General features: G+C 70.4%; 19 protein-coding genes. 5 read left to right on the top strand and 14 right to left on the bottom strand.

Annotated features, from left to right (window positions below; genetic code table 11):
* Positions 1 to 28: 28 nt before the first annotated feature.
* The 5 genes from QU602_RS08150 to QU602_RS08130 form a co-directional block, all read right to left on the bottom strand.
* Positions 29 to 5,557 carry an Ig-like domain-containing protein gene (locus QU602_RS08150; protein WP_308799767.1) on the bottom strand — a complete coding sequence of 1,843 codons (5,529 nt, stop codon included), beginning with the start codon at positions 5,555 to 5,557 and terminating at the stop codon, positions 29 to 31.
* Positions 5,554 to 6,957, bottom strand: a complete 1,404-nt coding sequence (locus tag QU602_RS08145; RefSeq protein WP_308799766.1) for a serine/threonine-protein kinase — start codon at positions 6,955 to 6,957, stop codon at positions 5,554 to 5,556. Before QU602_RS08145 ends, QU602_RS08150 begins: the two co-directional genes overlap by 4 nt.
* Positions 6,958 to 7,109: 152 nt before the next feature.
* Positions 7,110 to 7,919 (bottom strand): PP2C family protein-serine/threonine phosphatase, encoded by an 810-nt coding sequence (locus QU602_RS08140; protein ID WP_308799765.1) that lies wholly within the window; start codon positions 7,917 to 7,919, stop codon positions 7,110 to 7,112.
* Entirely contained in the window at positions 7,916 to 8,845 is a 930-nt protein-coding gene (locus QU602_RS08135) for an FHA domain-containing protein (protein ID WP_308799764.1), read from the bottom strand. The genes QU602_RS08140 and QU602_RS08135 overlap by 4 nt, the downstream gene beginning before the upstream one ends.
* A 36-nt stretch (positions 8,846 to 8,881) precedes the next feature.
* Positions 8,882 to 10,318, bottom strand: a complete 1,437-nt coding sequence (locus tag QU602_RS08130) for an aminobutyraldehyde dehydrogenase (protein ID WP_308799763.1) — start codon at positions 10,316 to 10,318, stop codon at positions 8,882 to 8,884.
* Positions 10,319 to 10,507: 189 nt separating this feature from the next.
* On the opposite strand from QU602_RS08130, the gene QU602_RS08125 reads away from it, so the two are divergent.
* Genes QU602_RS08125 through QU602_RS08115 form a run of 3 tightly spaced genes read left to right on the top strand, consistent with a single transcriptional unit; the run spans position 10,508 to position 13,854 of the window.
* Complete coding sequence (locus QU602_RS08125; RefSeq protein ID WP_308799762.1) at positions 10,508 to 10,987, top strand: Lrp/AsnC family transcriptional regulator; 480 nt, start codon at positions 10,508 to 10,510, stop codon at positions 10,985 to 10,987.
* Positions 10,988 to 11,012: 25 nt separating this feature from the next.
* Positions 11,013 to 12,404 carry an aspartate aminotransferase family protein gene (locus QU602_RS08120; RefSeq protein ID WP_308799761.1) on the top strand — a complete coding sequence of 464 codons (1,392 nt, stop codon included), beginning with the start codon at positions 11,013 to 11,015 and terminating at the stop codon, positions 12,402 to 12,404.
* Between the two features lie 22 nt (positions 12,405 to 12,426).
* Complete coding sequence (locus tag QU602_RS08115; protein ID WP_308799760.1) at positions 12,427 to 13,854, top strand: NAD(P)/FAD-dependent oxidoreductase; 1,428 nt, start codon at positions 12,427 to 12,429, stop codon at positions 13,852 to 13,854.
* On the opposite strand, the gene QU602_RS08110 is transcribed toward QU602_RS08115, so the two are convergent.
* Both QU602_RS08110 and QU602_RS08105 read right to left on the bottom strand, forming a co-directional pair.
* On the bottom strand, positions 13,824 to 15,089 hold the full coding sequence (locus tag QU602_RS08110; protein ID WP_308799759.1) for a DUF4192 family protein: 1,266 nt from the start codon (positions 15,087 to 15,089) through the stop codon (positions 13,824 to 13,826). The genes QU602_RS08115 and QU602_RS08110 overlap by 31 nt on opposite strands.
* Positions 15,090 to 15,231: 142 nt before the next feature.
* The gene (locus QU602_RS08105) at positions 15,232 to 16,200 is read right to left on the bottom strand and encodes an aldo/keto reductase (protein ID WP_308799758.1); all 969 of its coding nucleotides are present in this window, start codon (positions 16,198 to 16,200) and stop codon (positions 15,232 to 15,234) included.
* Positions 16,201 to 16,314: 114 nt separating this feature from the next.
* Between QU602_RS08105 and QU602_RS08100 the strand changes: the two genes are divergently transcribed.
* Both QU602_RS08100 and QU602_RS08095 read left to right on the top strand, forming a co-directional pair.
* Positions 16,315 to 16,809 carry a methylated-DNA--[protein]-cysteine S-methyltransferase gene (locus QU602_RS08100; protein WP_308799757.1) on the top strand — a complete coding sequence of 165 codons (495 nt, stop codon included), beginning with the start codon at positions 16,315 to 16,317 and terminating at the stop codon, positions 16,807 to 16,809.
* Between the two features lie 5 nt (positions 16,810 to 16,814).
* On the top strand, positions 16,815 to 17,408 hold the full coding sequence (locus tag QU602_RS08095) for a DNA-3-methyladenine glycosylase I (RefSeq protein WP_308800121.1): 594 nt from the start codon (positions 16,815 to 16,817) through the stop codon (positions 17,406 to 17,408).
* Here QU602_RS08095 and QU602_RS08090 read toward each other — a convergent pair.
* The 7 genes from QU602_RS08090 to atpA all read right to left on the bottom strand — a co-directional run bounded on the left by QU602_RS08090 (position 17,360) and on the right by atpA (position 23,860).
* Positions 17,360 to 18,064 (bottom strand): DedA family protein, encoded by a 705-nt coding sequence (locus QU602_RS08090; RefSeq protein ID WP_308799756.1) that lies wholly within the window; start codon positions 18,062 to 18,064, stop codon positions 17,360 to 17,362. The genes QU602_RS08095 and QU602_RS08090 overlap by 49 nt on opposite strands.
* 109 nt (positions 18,065 to 18,173) lie before the next feature.
* A complete protein-coding gene (locus tag QU602_RS08085) occupies positions 18,174 to 18,932 on the bottom strand; it encodes a YaaA family protein (RefSeq protein ID WP_308799755.1) in 759 nt (252 codons plus the stop codon).
* Positions 18,933 to 18,946: 14 nt separating this feature from the next.
* A complete protein-coding gene (locus QU602_RS08080) occupies positions 18,947 to 19,519 on the bottom strand; it encodes an AAA family ATPase (RefSeq protein WP_308799754.1) in 573 nt (190 codons plus the stop codon).
* A gap of 10 nt (positions 19,520 to 19,529) precedes the next feature.
* Positions 19,530 to 19,790: a F0F1 ATP synthase subunit epsilon gene (locus tag QU602_RS08075; protein ID WP_308799752.1), complete on the bottom strand. Its 261-nt coding sequence runs from the start codon at positions 19,788 to 19,790 to the stop codon at positions 19,530 to 19,532.
* A 2-nt stretch (positions 19,791 to 19,792) separates the two neighbouring features.
* Entirely contained in the window at positions 19,793 to 21,253 is a 1,461-nt protein-coding gene (gene atpD, locus QU602_RS08070) for a F0F1 ATP synthase subunit beta (RefSeq protein WP_308799751.1), read from the bottom strand.
* A gap of 20 nt (positions 21,254 to 21,273) precedes the next feature.
* Positions 21,274 to 22,173: a F0F1 ATP synthase subunit gamma gene (locus QU602_RS08065; RefSeq protein WP_308799750.1), complete on the bottom strand. Its 900-nt coding sequence runs from the start codon at positions 22,171 to 22,173 to the stop codon at positions 21,274 to 21,276.
* A 46-nt stretch (positions 22,174 to 22,219) separates the two neighbouring features.
* Positions 22,220 to 23,860 carry a F0F1 ATP synthase subunit alpha gene (gene atpA, locus QU602_RS08060; protein WP_308799749.1) on the bottom strand — a complete coding sequence of 547 codons (1,641 nt, stop codon included), beginning with the start codon at positions 23,858 to 23,860 and terminating at the stop codon, positions 22,220 to 22,222.
* Positions 23,861 to 23,887 lie beyond the last annotated feature (27 nt).

The raw sequence follows: 23,887 nt of genomic DNA, 5'->3' as shown, positions 1-23,887 counted from the left end.
CCTCCATCGTGCACGCTCGGCATGGCGTTCACCGGTTCCAGAATCGCGTGGTGATCCCGGCCAGGTGGACATCCAGCCAGGCCCGGCTCGCCGGTGCCCCGGCGACCGGCTCCCACGAGTACCGCCCATCGGCCGCCGGTGCGGGGTCGCCCTGGGCGTCGGGCCCAGCCTGCATCGCCATGCTGCCGGCGACCTCCGAGACCGGCGCGGGTGCGGGACGCACGACCGTCCCGGCCACCTCGGTGTGGGCGCAGCCCGCGCGGTTGAATCCCCAGACGATGAACGAGTAGGTCACGCCCTCCGCCGGCGGGTCGGAGAACTGGACCGAGGTGGCCTCGGGGCCCGTGGCGACGGTGACGGCGACGTTGCCGCCGTTCGCCGGCGGCACCACCTGTCCCGGTGCGGGCGCCGATACCTGGCAGGCCTGCGGCCCCCCGGGCACGGTCGCATCGCCGGGGATGAGCCGTTGCACGAAGTACCCGGCGATGGGGTCGCCATTGCCGTCGAACGGCGACCAGGAGACGGTGACGACCCCCGACACCGCGTCGCCGGCCACCTGGATCATGCCGGCCACGGGCGAGCCGAACGGCGTTCCGGCGGCCGTCGCCGCCGTCCATGCGGCGAGCGCGGGATACGCCTCGTTCCGGGCGCTCACGGAGACCGGGACGCGGCTGCCGTTGGCCAGGCCGTGCGACTCGAACGTGCAGACGGTGACCGTGCAGGCCGAGGCGGCCGAGACCTCCGCCGATGCTCCGCCGACGTCCACGACGTAGGCCCGCACACCGCTGCCGGCAGCGGTGCCGACGGGCTGCCACTGGATGCGCAGCCCGCCGTCGAGCGGGCGAGCCTCGAGGCCCGTCGGCGGGGGCGGGACCACGTCGGACCAGACCGTGTCCGCCAGTTCCACGGGATCGGACACGCCGACCGCGTTGCGGGCCTGGATGAGGACCCGTACCGCGTCGTCCTGGCCGTTCCCGGGCGTTCGGACCGTACAGGTCGTGGCGGCGCACACGCCGCCGCCGACCACCCCGCCGTCGACCGCGTCCACGAGCGTGACCTCATACCCCTCGATCGGAGCGTTGTTGGCGGCCCCCGCGCCGAAGCTCAGGTCGATCGAGCCGTCGGCGAAGCCGGTGACCCGGGGTCCGGTGACCGGCGCGGGCCGATCCTGCACCGAGATGGTCGCGGTGCCCCAGGCGAAGCGGCTGGGATCGCCCGTCGCGTCGGCGACCTGGTACTGCACGACCGTGTCGACCGTGTCGGCGTTCGGGGCGACCGTGACCGTGACCGTCGACCGGTCGTCGCTGGGCGCGATCCGCACCCCCGGCGGCAACGAGCCGTCGTCGATCCCCCTGACCCCCACGACCCGCAACGGCGTGCCGGGGAAGGGATTCCCCGGCTGGTCGTTGGCCAGGACGTCGATGCTGCTGGTCTGTCCCCTGGCCGCGACGGACCGGTCCGCCACGGGAGCGGCGAGCGGCCGGGTCGACGGGATGACGCGCAGCTCGATGACCCCCGGCGTACCCTCGGTGTCGCCGTCGGCGACCTCGACGACGAGCGCCGCGCGCTGTCCGAGCGTGGCGTCGTCGTCCGCCTGAATGGCGAGTGTCTCCCCCTGCAGCTCGGCCCGGAAGCCGTCGGGCACGTCACCGGTCGTGAAGGTCAATGCCGAATCGTCGCCGGAGTCCGGCCTCGTCGTCAGCCGGGTGAGATCGATGCGCTTCGACTGCCCGGGCTCGAAGTCGATCACGCCGCCGGTGAACGCGGGCGGCTGCCCCTCGGTGGGACGCACCTCGATCGGGATGACGACGGTGCCGGTCCGTCCGGCCGGGTCGTCCGCCGACTCGCCATCGGTCGCGACGAACGAGATCGAGGCCGGCCCGAAGTATCCGGGCGCCGACCGGAATCGGAGCGTGTCCGAGTCGACGACGAGCTCCGACCCGTCGCTGTTCGAGGCGCGCACCGACGCCGCATCCGTGATCCGGACCGGACGCCCTGAGGCGGCGATCACGAACTCGGAGAGCTGCAGGATGACCTCTTCTCCGCTGTCGACTCGCACCCGCGGGGCGTCCGAGCGCAACTGCGGGACGGCATCGGCGCGGCCGGGCACCCAGATGAAGGCGGTCGCGGTGAGCGACGGATCGTCCGGATGGGCGACCGTGAACGGGATGATCCGCCGGCGGTCGCCGACGTCGACCCGGATCCGGCCGTCCGCACGCACCCGCGCCGCGGTGTCGTACCCGGGCACGAGGCCGACCGTCGCGCGCGAGACGGCAGCGTCCGCGATGAAGACGTGCTCGAGGACATCGACGTCCACCTGATCCCGGTCCGCGATGTCGCTGAGGCTGAGCACGGCGTCGGCCGCCTCCGGCCGGGCGAGCGGCGCGTCGGCACGTGCCTCGATCTTCAGATAGCTGCCCGCCGTCGCGAGCTGCTCGTTCTGGATCGTGTACAGGAATCCATACGTGCCCTCGGTATCGGGGACATCGACCCGGATCAGGTCGTCGTCGACCTCGGCCTCGAGATCGCCCGCGGTCGGTTCGACGTCGAGGATCGACAATGCGCCGCCGTCAGGATCTGAATCGTTCGCCAGCACCCGGATCGCAATGGTCCGATCCGGGCGCACGAGCACCTCGTCGGGCGTCGCGACCGGGACTCTGGCGCCGTCGAGCCGCGCGGCGATGCCGACGCGTACCGTGCCCGTCGACTTCGCGCCGAGTGCATCGACCACGGCGTACCTGAAGGTGTCCGTTCCGGCCGAGTACTCCCCCGCGCGATACTCGAGCCAGTCCGCGCCGCGGTCGGAGACGAGGCCGAGCTCTGGCGCAGATTCCTCGCCGAGCAGCTGCACCGAGTCGCCGTCCGGGTCGGTTCCCCCGAGCGCGATCGGAATCCGGATCGTCTCGCCCGCGATCGCGCGTGCGGTGACCGTCACCGGGACCGGAGGCGAGTTCGTCTCCGGATCGACCGCACGCACCGCGACCTCAGCCGTCGCGGTCGCGAACTGCCCGTCCGGCGCATCGACACGATAGACGGCGCGGTAGACGCCCGGCTCGTCCGGCGCGAAGAAGCGGAGCCGGTCACCTGAGACGAACATCAGTCCACGCTCGGGGCCGCTCACGAGCGCGGCGTCGAGGGTGAGCCCCTCCCCATCGGGGTGCTCGTCGTTCTCGAGCACCGCGAGGTCGACGACGTCGCCGGTCCTGGCCGAGGCCCGGTCGGGTGCGGCGACCGGTGGCTGCGCGATCGGCGGCGCAGGCACCTCGACCAGCGTCACGACGCCTTCGGCGTCGGCGAGGCCGTTGCTCGCCCGGTACCGGATCTCGGTCGAACCGAGCTCGAGCGGGCGATCCAGCGTCACCCGGAGGATCCGGTGCTCGACCACCTCGACCCGGACGCCGAGTTCCGCCGCGTCACGGGTCAACCCGGTGATGAGCAGGACGCCGCCGCGGGGATCGATGTCGGTCGCGAGCACATCGAGCTCGACGGGGTGCTGGGACCGGACGAAGGCCGTGTGCGGCACGGTGATCGGCGTCGTGTCGCGTTCTGGCGGCTCCTGCACTTCGACCCGCACCTGACCGGTCGCCGTCTGCGTGCCGTCGGTCACGGTGTACTCGAGGTAGTGCGTGCGGACCGCCTGGCTCTGGAACCGGAACGTGCCGCCGTCGAAGTCGGCGGCCAGCTGCGCGTCGGGCTTGGCCGGCACCGCAGTGAGCCGGATGTCGCCGTTCCCGCCCCGGACGTGCCGGACGGGCTCGAGGCGGATCTCCTCACCAGCCGTCGCGAGCGCGACGAAGGGTTCCGCGACCAGCGGCACGTCGCCCGGGGCGCGCACGTCCACCTCGAGCACCCCGGCGCCGTCCGCCCTTCCGTCGGACACGACCAACCCGATCGTCCTCGTGCCGGCCACTCCACCCAGCTCATCGACCACCACGACGCCGTCTGCGGTCGAGCTGACCGCCGCCGCCTCCGACTCGCCCGCGGAGCGCAGGAAGAACGGGTCGCCGTCCGGGTCGATCCACTCGCCGAGTACCGGCACACTGACCCGCCCGCCGGTGGCGAGGGCGGCACCGGTCGCGCGCATCTGCGTCGGCGGACCGTTCTGGTCCGGTTCGCGCACCGCGACGACGACCCGCGCGCTCGCGGTGCCGCCGCGGCCGTCGCTGATGGTGTACCCGAATGAGATGGTGCCGCCCGTTCCGGCGGCGAGCGTGAGCTGAAGCTGCTGGCGATCGGCGACGATGTCGATGGTCGCGCCGTCGGGCAGGACACCGTCGACCCGTTCGATGACGAGGACGTCGCCGTTCGGGTCGTAGTCGTTCAACAGCACGGGCAGGATCGCGGCCCGGCCCGCGCGGGCCCCCAGTGCGTCTTCGACCGCGACCGGCGGCGCCTGCGCCTTCTCGAGCGTGGGCGGGGTCGCCGGGTCGTTCCGCTCGATCCGGTCGTCGTCACGCGTGTCTGCGAGCAGCTCGTCCCAGTTGTCGATGAGGCCGTAGTCGTCGGACGCGGCCCAGCTCACCCCGCTTCGCGGGTCGTTCAACACGAGCGCGTCACCGTTGCCGCGGAACGTCAGGGCGGACGAACCCGACCAGCCCTCGAGCTCGACGATCGTCTCGTCGTCGGCGCAGGAACGCCACGCGGTGCCCTCCGACCACGCGGCATTGAGACATCCGCCATGCACGACCGGCCGGGCGGGCACGCCCGACCGGCCGTCGACCGCGGTCCGAGGCACGGCGCCGTCGAGCGGCACGACGAGCAGCCCGCTGCGCGTCGCGAGCGCCGCGGCATCGCCGGTCGTGGACGGCGCTTGCAGCACGGCTCCGTTCGCATCGCCGAGGAACCCGCTGAGGTCGATCTCGCGGTCCTCCGTGCGGAGCATCGCGGACTCGGGCTCGAACACGACCCATCGACCCGCGATGGACGTGAGCTGCGGCGTGCCGGGTCCCGAGTTCGGTGGCACCGCCCAACGTTCGGACACGGTGACCGCGGCCGCGGCATCCACCCGAGCTATCGCCCCGGTGGTCGGCGTGTAGGCGAACAGCGTGCCGTCATCGTCCACCGTGACGACGGTGCCCGCTCCGAACTCGAGGGCCGGCTCCGCGCTGGCGTCGAACGTCGAGAACTCTTCGGCCGGGACCGTCCAGACCTTCCCATCGGCCGCGACGACCACGCGCGATCCCGCCATCGAGACGACGGGGCTCTGCGGAGGCACGGCCACGGTGTCGACGACCGTCGAGGTCACGGGGTCGAGGATGCTCACGCTCGCGTTCGACCGATCCAGTGCGAGCACGGTCGAGCCGCGCTGCGTCAGCTCCACGCGGCTCGCACCCGTCTCGACGACCGCGTTGAGCTCGTGCACCTCGGTGTTCGCGCGGCCGACCGACTGCCGGCGGTCGTTGGTGACCCAGACCGAGCCGTCGCCGAGATCCACCTGCTCGGCCTGATACCCGCCCGACGCGATCGCGACACCCGCGACGAGTCCGACGACGAGGGTGATCACGGCCGTCGTCGCGGCCACCGACCGCCGGTCCTCGGGTCGTCGCGCGGCCCTCATCCGGCCGGCTCCTCGACGTCGACGCACGTCTCGGGGCTCGGCGCCCCGGCACGCCCGTCGTGCACGACGCGCACGGTCGCGCAGACCCGATCGCGGTCGGCGACCTCCAGGACGATCGACGTGCTGCGCTGTGCGGGGGCCGCGACCCCGTCGATCGTGACGAGATACGCGTCGCCCGCCCCGAGGCCCGGGTCGTCCCAGTCGAACGTCAGCGTGCCGTCGGCCTGGGTGGATCGCAGCTCGGCGACCGACGGCGACCCGGCGCTCCCCTGGATCAGGAGCACGGCGACACCGGCCAGCACGATCACGATCACCAGCGCCGCGACCGAGACGATCCAGAGGCGGCGCCGCGAGCCTGATGACCCTGTCCCCGTGTGCACGCCCGCGTCAGCCGACCGCACGACCGTCGACGAGCCGGCGGGCGTCGACCGCCTCCGCGAACGCCGTGGCGTCGCGGCACCGGGAATCGCGTGGGTGCCGGTGACCAGCGTGCGTTCGTCGAGGTCGATCCCATGCGTGGCGGCCCAGTCGTCGACCGCGATCTCGACGGCCGTCTGCGCGAGCCCCAGCTCATCCTCGACGGCCTGGAGGTCACGTGCGAACTCGAGCGCGCTGCCCTGCCGCGATTCGGGCCGTCGGTGCATGGATCTGAGGAGCACCTGTTCGAGGCTCCGTGGGACGTCGACGCGCCCCGAGGCGGGCACCCTGGCCCGGCCGATGCGTGCCATCAGGGCCGACGAGCTGTTGTCGCCGCCCGGCAGCTCGAACGGACTCCGGCCGGCGAGGAAGGAGTACACCGTCGCACCGAGCGACCACACTTCGCTCGCGACCGAGCCGGGCACCTGCTCCCGCAGGATCTCGGGCGCCGACCACGGCACCGAGACACCGACGGAATCGGCGTGCTCGAGTTGGCCGAGCGTCGCGGCGATGCCGAAGTCGGCGAGCACGGGATGGCCGTACGCGGTGGTCAGGATGTTCGACGGCTTGATGTCCCGGTGCAGCACGCCCTGCCGGTGCGCCGTCTCGACGGCGCTCGCGATCCTGACCCCGATGGCCAGCGCCTCGCTGACGGGGACCGGCTGCGCCCGGTACCGCTGCGCGAGGGAGGACGAGCAGAACTCCATGACCAGGTAAGGCCGGCCGTCGGCGGCCACGCTCGCCTGGTACACGGTCAGGATCGACGGATGGCTCGACAGCTGCGCCATCAGGTTCGCCTCGGCCTGGAACATCTGCCGGACCTCGTCGTTCACGACCTCGGCGAGCAGCACTTTGACCGCGACGAGGCGACGCGGCATGTTCTGCTCGTACAGGAACACGTCGGCGAAGCCGCCCGATCCCAGGACACGGACGAACGCGAATCCCGGAAGGTTGGGCGGGTTGGACGGTAGGCGCCTCGTCACGTTCCTCCAGGCGGTCGGGTCCGTGTCCACGCGGCCGGCGTCGTCGCCGGTCGCGCCCCGGTCCCCACATTCTAGATACCTGAGGGCAGGTCGTCTTTCGCCGGATCGGTCACGGATTGGTCACCGCCCGCCGAATCGGCCCGCGCCCCGGCTCAGGCCGGCGCGGCCTCGTCGTCGCCTGCAGGCACCACGTCGTGCACGTCGACCACGATGGCCGTCACGTTGTCGCGGCCACCGTTGCCGAGGGCGGCGTCGAGCAGAGCCCGGGCAGCCGGCTCGCTCTTCGGGTTGGCGAGCAGGAAGTGCCGGATCCCGTATGAGGTGAGTTCCTTCGTGAGCCCGTCCGAGCAGATGAGCAGGCGCATGCCCGGCTCGACGGCGATCGCCCGGTAGTCAGGCACCGGTGCCTCATGGAAGCCGACCGCTCGCGTGATCACGTTCGAGTGCGGGTGGGTGTCGGCCTCCTCACGCGTGATCTGCCCGGCATCGACGAGTTCCTGCACGACCGAGTGGTCGACGGTGAGTTGCTCCAGCACCCCGCCCACGAGCCGGTACACCCGGGAGTCACCGATGTTGAAGACGAGCCAGGCGGGCTGCCCGGCGATCTCGCCGAGCGCGGCACCGGTGACGGTGGTGCCGCTGCCCTCGTCGGTGACGCCCGCTCCACGGCCCATGTCCTGCACCGCCATGCGCAGTGACCGATCGAGCTCGGGCGTGCCGACGACATCGCGACCGCCGTACTCGGCGAGGCGGGTGACGACCGCGGCGCTCGCGAAGTCGCCCGCCGCGTGGCCGCCCATTCCGTCGGCCACCGCGAACACGGGCGGCTGCGCCACGAAGCTGTCTTCGTTCGCTTCCCGGCGGAGGCCAGTGTGCGTCACCGCCGCCCACGAGAGCCCGATCTGCGTGCCGCCGGGCAGCATCGTCCGGTACCTGGTGTTGCCGTTGCCGATCTGCGTCACGCGGGGACCTGCCTGTCGGGGTGCGCCTGATCCTGTGGAGGCGGGAGGATCTCGACGATGGTATCGCCTCCCAGCTCGACGACCGACCCCGCGGCGACCACGATCGACTCGCCGGCGCGCATGCGCCTCGTGCCCGTCGGGGAACGCACGACGGTCCCGTTCGTCGACCGGAGGTCGGTCGCGACGAGTCTCGTCCCCGCCCGGCGGAGCTCGAGATGGGTCGCGGACACCGCACCGGCCGACGGGTCGACCCGGACGAGCTCGACCGGGTGTTCGTGGGCGATCCGCGGCTGCGCCGGCCGGCGTCCGATGAGCACGACCCCCGTGACCTCTCGCGGTTCGCCGCCCGGGACACGGAACCAGGCCGCCTGTGCCGAGGCGGGTTCGGACTCCTCGTGGGATTCGGGCTGCCAGGCCTCAGCCTGGACCGCCGATCGGGTGGCGATCGGCTCCGTCACGGATGCCTCGCCGGTCGAACGCCACTCGAGGGTCGTGACCCGGAGCGGCGCGTCGTGCACCGACGCCGAGGCATCCGCCCAACGCGCCTCGCCCGCGACCACCGAACCGAAGCGGATCCTGCGGACGTCGTGGAACTCGGCGAGATGCCACGGCCGCACGCCCACCGCATCGAGGCGACGCCGACCGGCGGCCGTGGTCAGCTCGACCGCGGCTCCGCCGCGTGCGACCACGGTGAGCCGGCCGTCGTCGATGGGCCACCAGACCAGGGCGAACTCCTCCACCCCGCCCTCGCCGATCCGGATCCGAGCGATCAGGTCTTCGAGCCGCTGCACCGGTACGCGCGCGGCGGCCAGCACCGCCGCCGAACCGGGACCGGCGGGCACCGCGAGCAGGAAGCGGTCGCCGACGGCGACGTCCCACGCGGGCTCACCCGCGTCGAGCGCGACGCGAAGTTCGCCCGAGACCATGCCGTCCAGTCTGACACCGAACGCACCCGGCCGCGTCTACACGTCGAGCGCGCTCATCACATGTTTGATGCGCGTGTAGTCCTCGAAGCCGTACGTCGAGAGGTCCTTGCCGTACCCCGAGTGCTTGAACCCGCCGTGCGGCATGTCCGAGACGAAGGGGATGTGCGTGTTGATCCACACGCAGCCGAAGTCGAGGTCGCGCGCGAAGCGCATCGCCCGTCCGTGATCTTTCGTCCAGACCGATGCGGCGAGCGCGTAGTCCACGCCGTTCGCCATCTGGACGGCCTCGTGTTCGTCGCGGAAGGCCTGCACGGTGAGCACCGGCCCGAAGATCTCCGACTGGACGACCTCGTCCTGCTGCCGGACGCCCGTGACCAGGGTCGCCGGGAAGAAGTAGCCGCGGTCACCCTGGCGGGCGCCGCCCGCGACGACCTCGGCGTGATCGGGCAGACGGTCGATGAAGCCCGCTACCCTCGCCAGCTGGTCGGCATTGTTCAGGGGGCCGAAGAAGGCACCGGGATCGCGCGGGCCCGCCGCGCGAGCGTGGCTGCGGATTCGTGCGGTGAGTGCGGCGACCAGCGCGTCGTGGGCGCGCTCGTGGACCAGGACCCGCGTGGCCGCCGTGCAGTCCTGCCCGGCGTTGAAGTAGGCCGCCGAGACGATGCCCTCCGCGGCGCGCTCGGGGTCGATGTCGTCGAAGACGACCGCCGGGGCCTTGCCGCCGAGTTCCAGGTGGACGCGCTTGAGGTCGGCGGCGGCGGCGCGAGCGACCTCCATGCCGGCCCGGACCGAACCGGTGATGGCGACCATCTGCGGCGTGGCATGGCCCAGCAGCGCACTGCCGGTGCTGCGATCACCCGTGATCACGTTGAGCACCCCGGGCGGCAGCACCTCGGCTGCGACCTCGGCGAGCTTCAGCGTGGCGAGCGGCGTCGACTCGGCAGGCTTCAGGACGACCGTGTTCCCCGCGGCGATCGCCGGAGCGATCTTCCACACCGCCATGTTGAGCGGGTAGTTCCACGGCGTCACCTGGCCGATGACCCCGACGGGCTCGCGACGGACGTATGAGGTGTGCCCGGCGAGATACTCCGCGGCGGCGAGCCCTTCGAGGTTGCGGGCCGCACCGGCGAAGAACCGGAGCTGGTCGACCGACTGATCGATCTCATCGGCGACGAGCGTCGCGCGCGGCTTGCCGGTGTCCTGGGATTCGAGGTCCGCGAACTCCTCGGCCCGCTCGGCGACGGCGTCGGCGAGACGGAACATCGCGAGCTGGCGTTCGGCCGGGGTCGTCCTCCCCCATCGTTCGAACGCGTCCGCGGCACTTCGATACGCCGCGTCGACGTCGGCGGCGTTCGAGATCGGCGCGGCGCCGTAGACCTCCTCGGTCGCCGGGTCGATGAGCGGGATCGCGTCGTCGCCGCGGGCATCGGCCGGTGCCCCGTCGATCACATTGCGAAGGGTGGGGATCGTCATGCGAAGCTCTCCTCATGGGACGCGCCGCGGTCGCGAGCGCGGTGACAGGCGGCGGCGCCGTGGGCGCCGCGGCCCATGCTAGATGGCTTCACCGCGCGAATCCACGAATTGCGTGGAATTCGTTGTGGAAATCCAGTTACGCAACGGATTCCCTTGCGATTACGGACTCGCACTGTCAGAATCGGTGCCATGACGGGGAATGGGCGATCGGCCGCACGGCCGGCTCACCTCGATGACGTGTCCAAGGCGATCATCGAGCAGCTGCAGGCCGACGGGCGTCGGTCGTATGCGGACATCGGCAAGGCGGTCGGGTTGTCCGAGGCGGCCGTCCGCCAGCGCGTCCAGCGGCTGACCGAGTCGGGCGTGATGCAGATCGTCGCCGTGACCGACCCCATGCAGCTCGGCTTCACCCGTCAGGCCATGATCGGGATCCGCGCGTCGGGCGACACGCGGCGCCTCGCGGAGCAACTGGCCGAGATCCCCGAGATCTCGTACGTCGTGCTCACGGCCGGCAGTTTCGACGCCATGGCGGAGGTCGTGTGCGAGGACGACGATCAGCTGGTCTCGCTCCTCAACGCCAGGATCCGCGGCCTCGACGGTGTGCAGACGACCGAGACGTTCGTCTACCTGAAACTGCAGAAGCAGTTCTACAACTGGGGCACGCGATGAGCGCGTGCCCGGCGAAGGGAAGAAGATGACCATCACCGACCAGGCCCTGGACAGCGCGCTGCTGCAGCAGCAGGCGAAGGACCACCTCTGGATGCACTTCGCGCGCCAGTCCACGATGGAGACCGGCGTGCCGATCATCACCAGGGGCGAGGGCCACCACATCTACGACATCGAGGGTCGCAAGTACTTCGACGGCCTGTCCGGCCTGTTCGTCGTCAATGCCGGCCACGGCCGCAAGCGGCTCGCCGAGGCCGCGGCCCGGCAGGCCGAGCAGCTGGCGTTCTTCCCGATCTGGTCGTACGCGCATCCCGCGGCCATCCAGCTCGCCGATCGGCTCGCCGAGCACGCGCCCGGCGACCTGAACCACGTCTTCTTCTCCACCGGCGGCGGCGAGGCGGTCGAGACCGCGTTCAAGCTCGCGAAGTACTACTGGAAGTTGCAGGGCCGGCCCACCAAGCACAAGGTGATCTCACGCTCGGTGGCGTATCACGGCACGCCGCAGGGCGCGCTCGCGATCACGGGCATCCCCGCGATGAAGGAGATGTTCGAGCCGGTGACACCCGGCGGCTTCCGAGTGCCGAACACGAACTTCTACCGCGCAGCCGAGATGGGCGCACCGGCGGACGACCTCGAGGCGTTCGGCCGCTGGGCGGCTGACCGCATCGAGGAGATGATCCTCTTCGAGGGCCCCGAGACGGTCGCGGCCGTCTTCCTCGAGCCGGTTCAGAACTCCGGCGGATGCTTCCCCCCGCCTCCCGGCTACTTCCAGCGCGTGCGCGAGATCTGCGACAAGTACGACGTGCTGCTGGTCTCCGACGAGGTCATCTGCGCGTTCGGCCGCATCGGGCACATGTTCGCGGCCGATGCGTTCGGCTACGAGCCCGACATGATCACGTGCGCGAAGGCCATGACCTCGGGCTACTCCCCCATCGGTGCGACGATCGTCTCCGACAAGCTGTACGAGCCGTTCTCGAAGGGCACGACGAGCTTCTACCACGGCTACACGTTCGGCGGGCACCCGGTGTCTGCGGCCGTGGCCCTCGAGAACCTCGACATCTTCGAGGAGGAGGGCTTGAACGAGCGCGTGCGCGAGAACTCGCCGCTTTTCCGCGCTGAGCTCGAGAAGCTGCTCGACCTGCCGATCGTCGGCGACGTGCGCGGTGCCGGGTACTTCTTCGGCATCGAGCTCGTGAAGGACAAGACGACGCGCGAGACGTTCGACGACGACGAGTCGGAGCGGCTGCTGCGCGGGTTCCTGTCGAAGGCGCTCTTCGACGCGGGCCTGTACTGCCGTGCCGACGACCGGGGCGACCCCGTCATCCAGCTCGCGCCGCCGCTCACGATCGGTCCGAGCGAGTTCCAGGAGATCGAGCAGATCCTGCGCAGCGTGCTCACCGAGGCCTCGAACCGGCTCTGAGATGGCACGCCCTCCGCGGTCCGTGACGGACGGCACTCCCGACGCCTATCGTCGTGCGAGCTTCTGGCTCGACGACCTCGTCGTCTCGGGTCGCGATCCGTTGCGACCGCGGAGGGCGCTCACCGCCGACGCCGTCTTCGACGTCTGTCTCGTCGGCGGCGGCCTCACGGCGCTCTGGACGGCGTACTCACTCGCCAAAGCCGAGCCTGGTCTGCGGATCGCGATCCTCGAACGTGAGATCGCAGGGTTCGGCGCCTCCGGCCGGAACGGCGGGTGGTGCTCGGCCCTGTTCCCGCGTTCGGCGCACTCGCTCGAGCGACAGCACGGGCGCGAGGCGGCGATCGCCATGCGGCGCGCCATGGTCGGCACCGTCGACGAGGTCGGGCGCGTGGTCGCGGCCGAGGGCATCGAGTGCGACTTCGCACACGGCGGCACGGTGCTCTTCGCGCGTTCCGCGGCGCAGCGGCGCGCGGCGCACGCTGACCTCACGGAGGCGCGACGGTTCGGCGTCGACGCCCTGGAGCCGCTCGACGCGGCGGCGGTCGCCGAACGCTACGGCGTCACGAGCGGCGACCGCACCTCGCCCACCGCGGTCATCGACCCGGCATGCGCCCGGGTGCACCCGGCCAAGCTCTCGCGCGGCCTCGCCGATGTCGTGGAGGCGCTCGGTGTGCACATCTTCGAACGCACCGAGGTACTCGACTGGACGGCAGGCCGAGTGCGGTTCCGCGCGCTCGACGAGGGCGTCGAGGGCACGGTGTCGGCCCGGCACATCGTCGTCGCCACCGAAGGCTACGGCCCCGAGCTGCCCCGGGTGCGGCGAAGGATCCTGCCGATCTACTCGCTCATGATCGCGACCGAGCCGCTGCCGGCGGACGTCTGGGACGAGATCGGTATCGCACATGGCCAGACCTTCAGCGACTACCGTCACCTGCTGGTCTACGGCCAGCGCACCCACGACGATCGGATCGCCTTCGGCGGTCGCGGTGCCAGATATCACTGGGGCAGCGCGGTTTCGCCGGACTTCGAGCGGGTCGACCGCGTGTTCGAGCACCTTCGCGAGACGCTCGGCGAGCTCTTCCCCGCGATCGGCGATGCCCGGGTCACCCACCGCTGGGGTGGACCGCTCGGGATCGCTCGCGATTGGCACGCCACCGCGAGCTATAACCCGAAGACGGGCGTGGGGTTCGCGGGCGGCTATGTCGGTGACGGGCTTTCGACGACCAATCTCGCCGGACGCACCCTCACCGATCTCATGCTCGGCCGCGACACCGCGCTGACCCGTCTGCCGTGGGCGAACCATCGATCGCCGCTCTGGGAGCCGGAGCCGCTCCGCTTCGCCGGCGCGAACCTCGGCGTCGTGGGCATGGGCCTCGCCGACGTCGAGGAGCGGGTCACGGGGCGGCCGTCGCGAATCGCTCAACTCATCGCCCCGCTCGTCGGACACTGAACCTGCGTCGCCGAGCGCTCGGCGTCCGTTCGCCGGAACACCCAGTCGGGCAATGCCCCGGTGGCGAAGTACCGAGCGAGGAGCGAGGCCATCCGGTGGCCGGGTTCCGCCTCGAGGCTTGTCTCGAGCAGGCGTGCCGCCGCCGAACCGCGGCCGAGCCCCCACATCAGCCAGGCGGCCATGCAGCACAGACCGGCCCGCTCGCGCGACCGCGCCGAGGCCGCAGCGCGAAGGATCACGGCCGTTCCGTCTTCGATTCGGCGGACGTCAGGACGTGTGCTCGTCTCACCCAGCAGCAACCGGCCCAGCGGCACGTGCAGGTCGCCGGCGCGGAACGGCCCGCCTTGCGGCGTTCGGCCGTCATGATCGGTTCGCTCATCGCCATCGCCATCGCCATCGCCATCGCCATCGCCGAACTCCGCGAGCGCGGCCCGGCCCGCGACGGCACCGAACGCGATCTGCAGCATCATCGCGTCACGAGCGACGGGAACCGCCGCAAGTCTTGCGAGCCACGCGATCCGAGCCACATCGTCGTTCGTCGGCTCGGCGTCGGGCGGGCGCGCGAGCAGGAGCTCGACCAGGTCGACCGGATCCGCCGGGGCGAGACCCGGCGCCGGGGCATGCCCGCCATGCCCTGACGCAGCTCGTCGATCGTCGTCGGCGTCGGCACCTGCCCCGAACTCGGCGTCGAGCACTCGGAGTGCGAGACGCACGCGCTCGAGCTCGCCGTCGGTCACGTCGGGCACGGTCGCGCACGCGTGGAGGTCGCCGGGGACCTGGGCGGCGATCGCCGGATGACTGGTCACCCCGGCGCCACGGACGAGTTCGAGGTCGTGGCCATCCGCCGGGGTCCCGGCGTCGAGCATCGAGCCCCAGCCGTCGGCCGCGACGCGCAACACGTCCCTGATCGCGAATCCCGCGTCGCGTGCTCGCCGCATGAGGAGGCGGAGCAGCGCGCGCTCACCGCCGCCCGCTCTCGATCGGAACCGCGCCGCCGAGAAGCTCGCGAGCACGAGGCCATCGGCGTCGGGGATTCGGCACAGCACACCGACCGCCGCATTCACGAGCGGCTCACGGTCGGCCGCGCAACGCGGAAGGTCGTACCGGAGCACGCCGACGACGCGGTCCTCTCGGAAGACGAGGCACACGAGCGAACGTTCGGGACGATAGCCGGCGAGCACCGGGATCAGCGCGAGCAGGTCTTGCGGGGAGGTGACGCGGATCGTGGAGGTCATGTCCCCAGCGTCGACGATCAGCGGTGGTCCGAGTCGGCCGGCGCGGTCAGGCGTGAACTTCTCGGAGCGCAGAGATCCTGGGGAGGAGGCCTGGGAACGATGACGGCGAATCGGACTGGCTGCCGGCCGAGTCCGGGAGCCCTCAGCCGCTCGCGAAGAGGTTCGAGATCTCCTCGGCCTCGTCAGCCGAGGGGCGCCAGCCGGTCCCGGCCGCCGCGTTCTCACGGATCTGCTCGGGCCTCGTCGCCCCGGCGATGACGCTCGAGAGCCCCTGCTGCGCCAGCAGCCAGCCGAAGGTCGCTTCGAGCATGCTGACGCCGCGCTGCTCCGCGAATGCGCGATACCGCTCGAGGACGTCCCACGGCGCGTCGTCGGCGACGTGCGGCCGCTGCCTCGCGATGCGGCTGTCGGCCGGCCGGTGCTCGCGCGTGAACTTTCCGGTGAGCAGGCCGTTCTGCAGCGGGAAGTACGGCAGGAACCCGAGCCCGAAGTGCTGCACCGCCGGCAGCACCTCGGTCTCGACGTGTCGGCGAAGGAGGTTGTACTCGTTCTGTGCTGAGACGAACCGCGGCGTGCCGAGCTCTTTCGCGATCAGCTCGGCCTCTGCGATCTGCCACCCCGGCAGGTTGGAGTGGCCGAGGTAGCGCACCTTGCCCTCGCGCACGAGGTCGCCGAGCGCCGTCAGCGTCTCGTCGATCGGCGTCGAGCGATCGGGCGTGTGCAACTGATAGAGGTCGATCCAGTCGGTTCGGAGCCGGCGGAGCGATCCCTCTACGGCAAGACGGATGTATCGACGCGAGCCGCGTGCGCCCCACGAGCTGATCGGCGAGTCGATGCTCTCGTGCCCGAACTTCGTGGCGATGACGACCTCGTCGCGGTGGCCGCGCAACGCGTTGCCGAGCAGCGTCTCACTGAGGCCGTACTCCCGACCGTAGACATCCGCCGTGTCGATCAGCGTGACGCCCGCGTCGAGCGCGGCGTGCACGACGGCATCCGTGCCCTCCTGCGACTCGGTGCGCGTGCCGGCACGCCCGAAGTTGTTGCCGCCGAGGCCGACCGCGGAGACACGGAGGCCGCTGCGCCCGAGAGAACGGTATTCGAGGTCGCTCATGGCGCCAGCCTATGGGCTCGGACGTTCCCTCCCCAGGCGGCACCCGCAGCACCCGATCCACACGTGTCCGATTCCCGCGAGCCGACGTCGGTGGGCCGGGCTACGCTCGAGCACATGAACGACCTGTTCCTCACCCGCATCGACAGCCCGATCGGCCGCCTCGAGATCATCGGCGACGGTGAGGCCGTCTCCGCATTGCACATCGAACGCGGCGGCGTACTCCCCCACGACGGCGAGCCCGAACGCTCGAACCCCGTACTCGACGGCGCCGCGACGCAGCTTCGCGAGTACTTCGCCGCGAAGCGCACCGTGTTCGACGTGCCCGTCAGAGCCGCGGGCGGCACGGCGTTCCAGCGCGCGGTCTGGACCGAACTCGGACGGCTCGGCTGGGGCGAGGCGGTCTCCTACGGTGCGCTCGCCGCCGCGATCGGCAAACACGGGTCGTCGCGGGCGATCGGCGGCGCCGTCGGCGCGAATCCGGTGCCGATCATCGTCGGCTGTCACCGCGTGCTCGGCAGCGACGGTCGAATCACCGGCTACTCGGGCGGCGAGGGCGTCTCGACGAAGCTGTGGCTCCTGCAGCACGAGGGCATCGGGTTCGCGGCGTGAGCGTCATCCCAAAGCCCGAGCTCATCCTCGGTGACGACGGGCTCACCCGCTGCGGCTGGGGCGCGTCCGATCCCGAGTACCGCCGCTACCACGACGACGAATGGGGCAGGCCGCAACGCGACCCTGTGCGGCTCTTCGAGAAGCTCTGCCTCGAGGGATTCCAGGCCGGGCTCGCCTGGATCACGATCCTCAAGCGCCGGGCCGCCTTCCGAGAGGTGTTCCATGGATTCGACGCCGCGCTCGTCGCCGAGATGACCGAGGCCGATGTCGAACGGTTGCTCGGCGACGCCCGGATCATCCGGCACCGCGGCAAGATCGAGGCGACGATCCAGAACGCGCGAGCGACACTCGAGCTCGACCATCCGATCGACCAGCTGATCTGGGGCTTCGCCCCCGTCACGCCCCGGCCTCGGCCCCGTTCCTTCGGCGAGGTGCCCGCGGTGACACCCGAATCCACCGCGATGAGCGCAGAGCTTCGGCGTCGTGGCTTCCGGTTCGTAGGTCCGACGACGATGTACGCGCTCATGCAGGCGTGCGGCCTGGTCGATGATCACCTCGCGGGCTGCTTCCGCGCCGCGTCCGGTCGATCGGCGGCCTGAGCGTCCTCCGCGCCGTCCGTCAGCGTCGTCTCCGCGTGGGCGCCACGGCCACGGTCACGCTCGAGCACCCGTCTCATCACGAGGTCGACGAGTGCGCCGACGACCATCGCCGTCACCACAGCGAGCACGACCGCGAGGAGCGGCTGCTCGTGCAACCATCGCCCCGCGACGAGCCCGAACACCGACGAGTACCCGGCCCAGGCGGCGCCGGCCGCGATCGAGATCGGCACGAACCGCGCGACCGGGTAGCCCGTGGCCCCCGCCGACATGTTGACGGCGATGCGCCCGACCGGAATGTACCGCGCGACGAAGATGAGCAGCGCACCGCGCCGATCCAGCCCGCGACGCGCCCACTCGAAGACCGCCGCCACGCGTGGAGCGCGCATCCAGCGGAACCGGGTGACGCCGATCTTGCGCCCGATGCCGAAGGCGATCGCATCCCCGGCGATCGCCCCCGCGGCCGCCGCCGCGATGAGCAGCGCGAGGTTCGGCGAGCCGGTCGCCGCCGCGATCGTCGCGGCGGCGACGACCACGGTCTCGCTCGGCACGGGCGGGAAGAAGCCGTCGATCAGGCACAGGGCGAACACCACGACGAAGATCCACGGCGAGGCGGCCAGGTCGTTCACGAGTTCGGTCAAGACGTGCAGAAGGTCCACACGTCGACGCTATGGAGTGCACCCCCGGCATCACATCCGGGCGACGCCCCATTCCGACCCTGACGTTTCGACTCGACGCCCCTGATCGCCGCCCTGGCTTCAGAGCTGCTCAAGCGACGAGCTGGACTTCGCGGGCCGTGCCGGGCCCACCCTCCCCGGCGTCGAGCACGAAGCCGGCGGATGCGGCCCAGTCGACGAGGTCGCTGACCGTCGCCGGTTCGGGCCGATGCTCGAGCAGCGCGCGGGCGAAACGCCCCTTCGCCTGCTTGTTGAAGTGGTTCAGCGCCCGGCGGCGGCCGACGCCGTCCTCCGCCACGACCCGGACGAACACCGAACCCGGTCGAGCCGGCACCGGGCCCAGCTCGGCATAACCCTCCGAGCGAAGATCGAGCAGCAGCCCGTCGGTCGCCGCGAGCGCGTCCCCGATCGAGGCGCGCCAGCGGGCCTTCAGCCGTTCGCCGGGCACCCGGGAGTCGTGCGAGAGCCGATAGGCCGGAATCGGATCGAGCGCCCCCACGAGACCGAACAGCGCCGAATGCACCGCGATGTGCTCCGCCGCATACGCCCGCGCCGAATCGTCGAGGGAGTGCGCGTCGAGCGCGTCGTACAACACGCCCGTGTAGCGATCGATCGCCGCCATGGTCGGCGACCCGCGCAGCGCGGCGTTCCGGTCGACCTCACCGGCCTGGCGCGGCCCGAGCTTGAGCGCACGCATCATCGCCTCGGGGTCTGACGCGAGCCCGACGACGTCGCGAACTAGCCGCGAACGCACCGCGTGGAGCGAGGGGAACGAGAGCGCACCCAGATCGAGCGCGCCACCTTCACCCCCGTCACGCTTCGTCTCGGAGGGAGGCAGCAGGACCAGCACGCGGCCGAACCGGACTACGAGGCGACGAACGCGAGCGCCGCGTCGACGTTGACCCCGAGGGTACCCACGCTGTCGATCGTCACGCGCGGCAGCGCCGCACACGGCCCGACCCAGGGCGCGTAGCCCTCGAGACTCTGCTCGACCGCGCGCCACGTCGTCTCCTCGAGATGCGGCAGCCCGCGCTCCCGCTTCTCGAGACGCTCGCGATGCACCGACTCGTCGGAGCACACGACCTCGACCACGCGGAGGCGTGCCTCGGTCTCATTCGCGAGATCTCGCCACTGCAACCTCGCCGCCTCGCCCGCGTTCACCGCGTCGACGATCACCGTGCGGCCGGCGAGGAGCTCTTTGCGGGCGATCTCTTCGGCGACGAGATACGCCGCGAGCCCCGTCGGCTGATCGGCGGCGATACCCGCGCGGAGAATCGCAGACTCGATCGGGTCCACCGAGACCACGGTGGCGCCGAGACGGGCACCCATGATCTCGCCGATGGTGGACTTGCCGGCCCCCGGCAAGCCCGCCATCACGATGAGCTGCGTGACCGTGAGATCACCGAACTGACGGTCCATCGTCTGCTCCCCGGGCATCCGATCCTCCTCAGACGAGCGCAGCCCTCGACGCCACGACCTGCACGGCGTTGGACTGCACCGAGAGGAAGCCCTCCTCGGCGTTCGCGGTGAGCTTCTCGCCGCCGGCGAGGGTCACCCGCACCTCGCCGCCGGCGAGGATCGCGAGCATCGGCTCGTGACCCGGCAGGATGCCGATCTCGCCTTCGACGGTGCGCGCCACCACCATGGTCGCCTCGCCCGACCAGACTTCCTGGTCGGCCGAGACGACGCTCACGTTGAGTGCGGCCATGTTCAGCCGTTCTCCTTCTGGATCTGCGCCCACTTCTCTTCGACGTCGGAGATGGATCCGACGTTGAAGAAGGCCTGCTCGGCCACGTGGTCGAAGTCACCCTTGGCGATGGCGTCGAACGACTCGATCGTGTCCTTCAGCGGCACCGTCGAACCCTCGACACCCGTGAACTTCTTCGCCATGTAGGTGTTCTGCGACAGGAACTGCTCGATGCGACGCGCGCGCGAGACGGTGATCTTGTCTTCCTCGGAGAGCTCGTCGACACCGAGGATCGCGATGATCTCCTGCAGTTCCTTGTTCTTCTGCAGGATCTGCTTGACCGTCGTGGCCACCCGGTAGTGGTCCTCGCCCAGGTACCGCGGGTCGAGGATGCGCGAGGTCGACGTCAGCGGGTCGACCGCAGGGTACAGACCCTTCGACGCGATCGCACGGGAGAGCTCGGTCGTCGCATCGAGGTGCGCGAACGTGGTCGCCGGCGCCGGGTCGGTGTAGTCGTCGGCGGGCACGTAGATCGCCTGCAGCGAGGTGATCGAGTGACCACGGGTCGACGTGATGCGCTCCTGCAGGACGCCCATCTCGTCGGCGAGGTTCGGCTGATAGCCCACCGCGGACGGCATACGGCCGAGCAGCGTGGACACCTCGGAACCGGCCTGCGTGAACCGGAAGATGTTGTCGATGAAGAGCAGCACGTCCTGCTTCTGCACGTCACGGAAGTACTCGGCCATGGTCAGCGCCGACAGCGCGACGCGCAGACGCGTCCCGGGCGGCTCGTCCATCTGGCCGAAGACGAGGGCGGTCTTGTCGAAGACGCCCGCCTCCTCCATCTCGTGGATCAGGTCGTTGCCCTCACGGGTACGCTCGCCGACGCCGGCGAACACCGACACACCGCCGTGGTCCTGCGCGACGCGCTGGATCATCTCCTGGATGAGGACGGTCTTGCCGACGCCCGCACCACCGAACAGGCCGATCTTGCCGCCCTGCACGTACGGGGTGAGCAGGTCGATGACCTTGATACCGGTCTCGAAGAGCTGCGTCTTCGACTCGAGCTGGTCGAAGGCCGGGGGCTTCCGGTGGATCGGCCAGCGCTCGGTGATCTCGATCGTCTCGCCGGGCTCGCCGTTCAGCACCTCGCCGATGACGTTGAAGACCTTGCCCTTGGTCACGTCGCCGACCGGCACCGAGATGGGCGCGCCGGTGTCGGTGACCTCCTGACCGCGGACGAGACCGTCGGTCGGCTTCAGCGCGATGGCGCGGACCAGGTCGTCGCCGAGGTGCTGGGCGACCTCGAGGGTCAGCGTCGACGTCTGGTCGCCGATGCTGATCTCGGTCTGGAGAGCGTTGTAGATCTCAGGGATCGAGTCGTGCGGGAACTCGATGTCGACGACGGGGCCCGTGACCCGGGCGATCCGGCCGACAGCCCCGGCGGCCTGTTCGGTGACCGGCGCGGTAGCGATGTCAGTCATTCTGCTCTTCCTTTTCTGGATTACTTCTTGGCGACGACGAGCGCGTCCGCGCCGCCCACGATCTCGGAGATCTGCTGCGTGATCTCGGCCTGGCGAGCGTTGTTCGCGAGGCGGGTGTAGTCGGTGATGAGCTTGTCGGCATTGTCGCTCGCCGACTTCATCGCCTTCTGGGTCGCCGCGTGCTTCGCGGCCGCCGACTGCAGGAGGGCGTTGAAGATCCGGCTCTCGATGTACACCGGGAGCAGCGCGTCGAGCACGGTTTCGACGTCGGGCTCGAACTCGTACAGCGGCTGAACGGTCGACGTGGGCTCTTCGACGCCTTCGACGACCTCGAGCGGCAGCAGCCGCACGACCGAGGGCTCCTGCGTCATCATGCTCACGAAGCGGTTGTAGACGAGGTGGATCTCATCGACGCCGCCGTCTCCCGCATCGCGGAGGAAGGACTCGAGCACCGCGTCAGAGATCTCTTTCGCGAGCTCGAACTCGGGGCTCTCGGAGCTGCCGATCCACTGCTGCTCGAAGGCACGGCGCCGGAACTGGAAGTACCCGACCGCCTTACGCCCGACCAGGAAGTACACGACCTCCTTGCCCTGCGAGCGGAGGAGCTCCGAGAGCTCCTCCGCCTCACGCAGGACCTGCGAGTTGAACGCACCGGCGAGTCCGCGGTCGGAGGTGAGGATCACGACGGCGGCGCGCTCGATCTTCTCGGGCTCCGTCGTCAGCACGTGCTCGACGTTCGAGTAGGTCGCCACCGCCGACACCGCGCGCGTGATCGCGCGCGAGTACGGCGTCGAAGCGGCCACACGCGCCTGCGCCTTCTGGATGCGCGAGGCGGCGATGAGCTCCATCGCCTTGGTGATCTTCTTCGTCGTCTGGGCAGACTTGATCTTCTGCCGGTAGACCCGAAGTTGCGCTCCCATGTCTCTCCTGTATCCCTAGCTTCCGAGGACGTCCCGTCAGGACCGCCTAGCGGCGACCCTTGACGATCTTCTCCTGGTTGACGTCCTCTTCGGCGATGGCCTCGAACTGCTCGCTGCCGACCGAGGCGAGCGGCTTGCCCTCACCGGTCTGGAACTCGAGCTTGAAGGCGTCCACGGCGGAGTCGAGCTTGGCGACCGTGTCGTCGTCGAGCACGTTGGTGTCGCGGAGGACCGTCAGCACGTCGGTGTTGCGGCCGAGGTAGTCGAGCAGCTCACGCTCGAACCGCAGGATGTCCTCGACCGGCACCTCGTCGAGCTTGCCCTTCGTGCCGGCCCAGATCGAGACGACCTGCTCCTCGACGGGGTACGGCGAGTACTGCGGCTGCTTGAGCAGCTCGGTGAGGCGGGCGCCTCGCGCGAGCTGGCGACGGCTCGCCGCGTCGAGGTCGGACGCGAACATCGCGAACGCCTCGAGCGAGCGGTACTGCGCGAGCTCGAGCTTCAGCGTGCCCGAGACCTTCTTGATCGACTTGACCTGGGCGTCACCACCGACTCGCGAGACCGAGATACCGACGTCGACGGCCGGCCGCTGGTTCGCGTTGAACAGGTCGGACTGCAGGAAGATCTGGCCGTCGGTGATCGAGATCACGTTCGTCGGGATGTACGCCGAGACGTCGTTCGCCTTCGTCTCGATGATCGGCAGACCGGTCATCGAACCGGCACCGAGCTCGTCGGAGAGCTTGGCGCAACGCTCCAGCAGACGCGAGTGCAGGTAGAACACATCGCCGGGGTAGGCCTCGCGGCCCGGCGGGCGACGGAGCAGCAGGGACACGGCGCGGTAGGCCTCGGCCTGCTTCGACAGGTCGTCGAAGATGATGAGGACGTGCTTCGAGTCGTACATCCAGTGCTGCCCGATGGCCGAGCCGGTGTAGGGCGCGAGGTACTTGAAGCCTGCGGGGTCCGAGGCCGGCGCCGCGACGATGGTCGTGTACTCCATCGCACCGGCGTCCTCCAGCGCGCCCTTCACGGAGGCGATGGTCGAGCCCTTCTGGCCGATCGCGACGTAGATGCAGCGGACCTGCTTGGTCGGGTCGCCCGACTCCCAGTTGGCCTTCTGGTTGATGATCGTGTCGATCGCGATCGCGGTCTTGCCGGTCTGACGGTCGCCGATGATGAGCTGACGCTGACCGCGGCCGACCGGGATCATGGCGTCGATGGCCTTGATGCCCGTCTGCAGCGGCTCGTGCACCGACTTGCGCTGCATGACGCCGGGCGCCTGGAGCTCGAGCGCGCGACGGCCCTCGATGCCCGTGATCTCGCCGAGGCCGTCGATCGGGTTGCCGAGCGGGTCGACGACCCGGCCGAGGTACCCTGAGCCGACGGGGACGGAGAGGACCTCACCCGTGCGGGTGACCTCCATGCCCTCCTCGATACCGGTGAACTCACCGAGGACGACGACACCGATCTCGTCCTCCTCGAGGTTCAGCGCGAGGCCGAGGGTGCCGTCGGCGAAGCGGATGAGCTCGTTCGCCATGACCGAGGGCAGGCCCTCGACGTGCGCGATGCCGTCTGCTGCGTCGGTGACGTACCCGACCTCGGTCTTCTGGGCCGCGCCCGGCTCGTACGCCGCGGCGAACTCCGAGAGAGCCGAACGGATCTCGTCGGGGCTGATGGTGAGTTCTGCCATTGTCTTTCTCTTTTCTGTACCGCTTGT

The sequence above is a fragment of the Agromyces protaetiae genome (genome assembly GCF_030866785.1).
Lineage (GTDB): Bacteria > Actinomycetota > Actinomycetes > Actinomycetales > Microbacteriaceae > Agromyces > Agromyces silvae.
The sequence above is the reverse complement of the archived record's forward strand: the minus strand, read 5'-3'. Positions and strand labels throughout refer to the sequence as shown.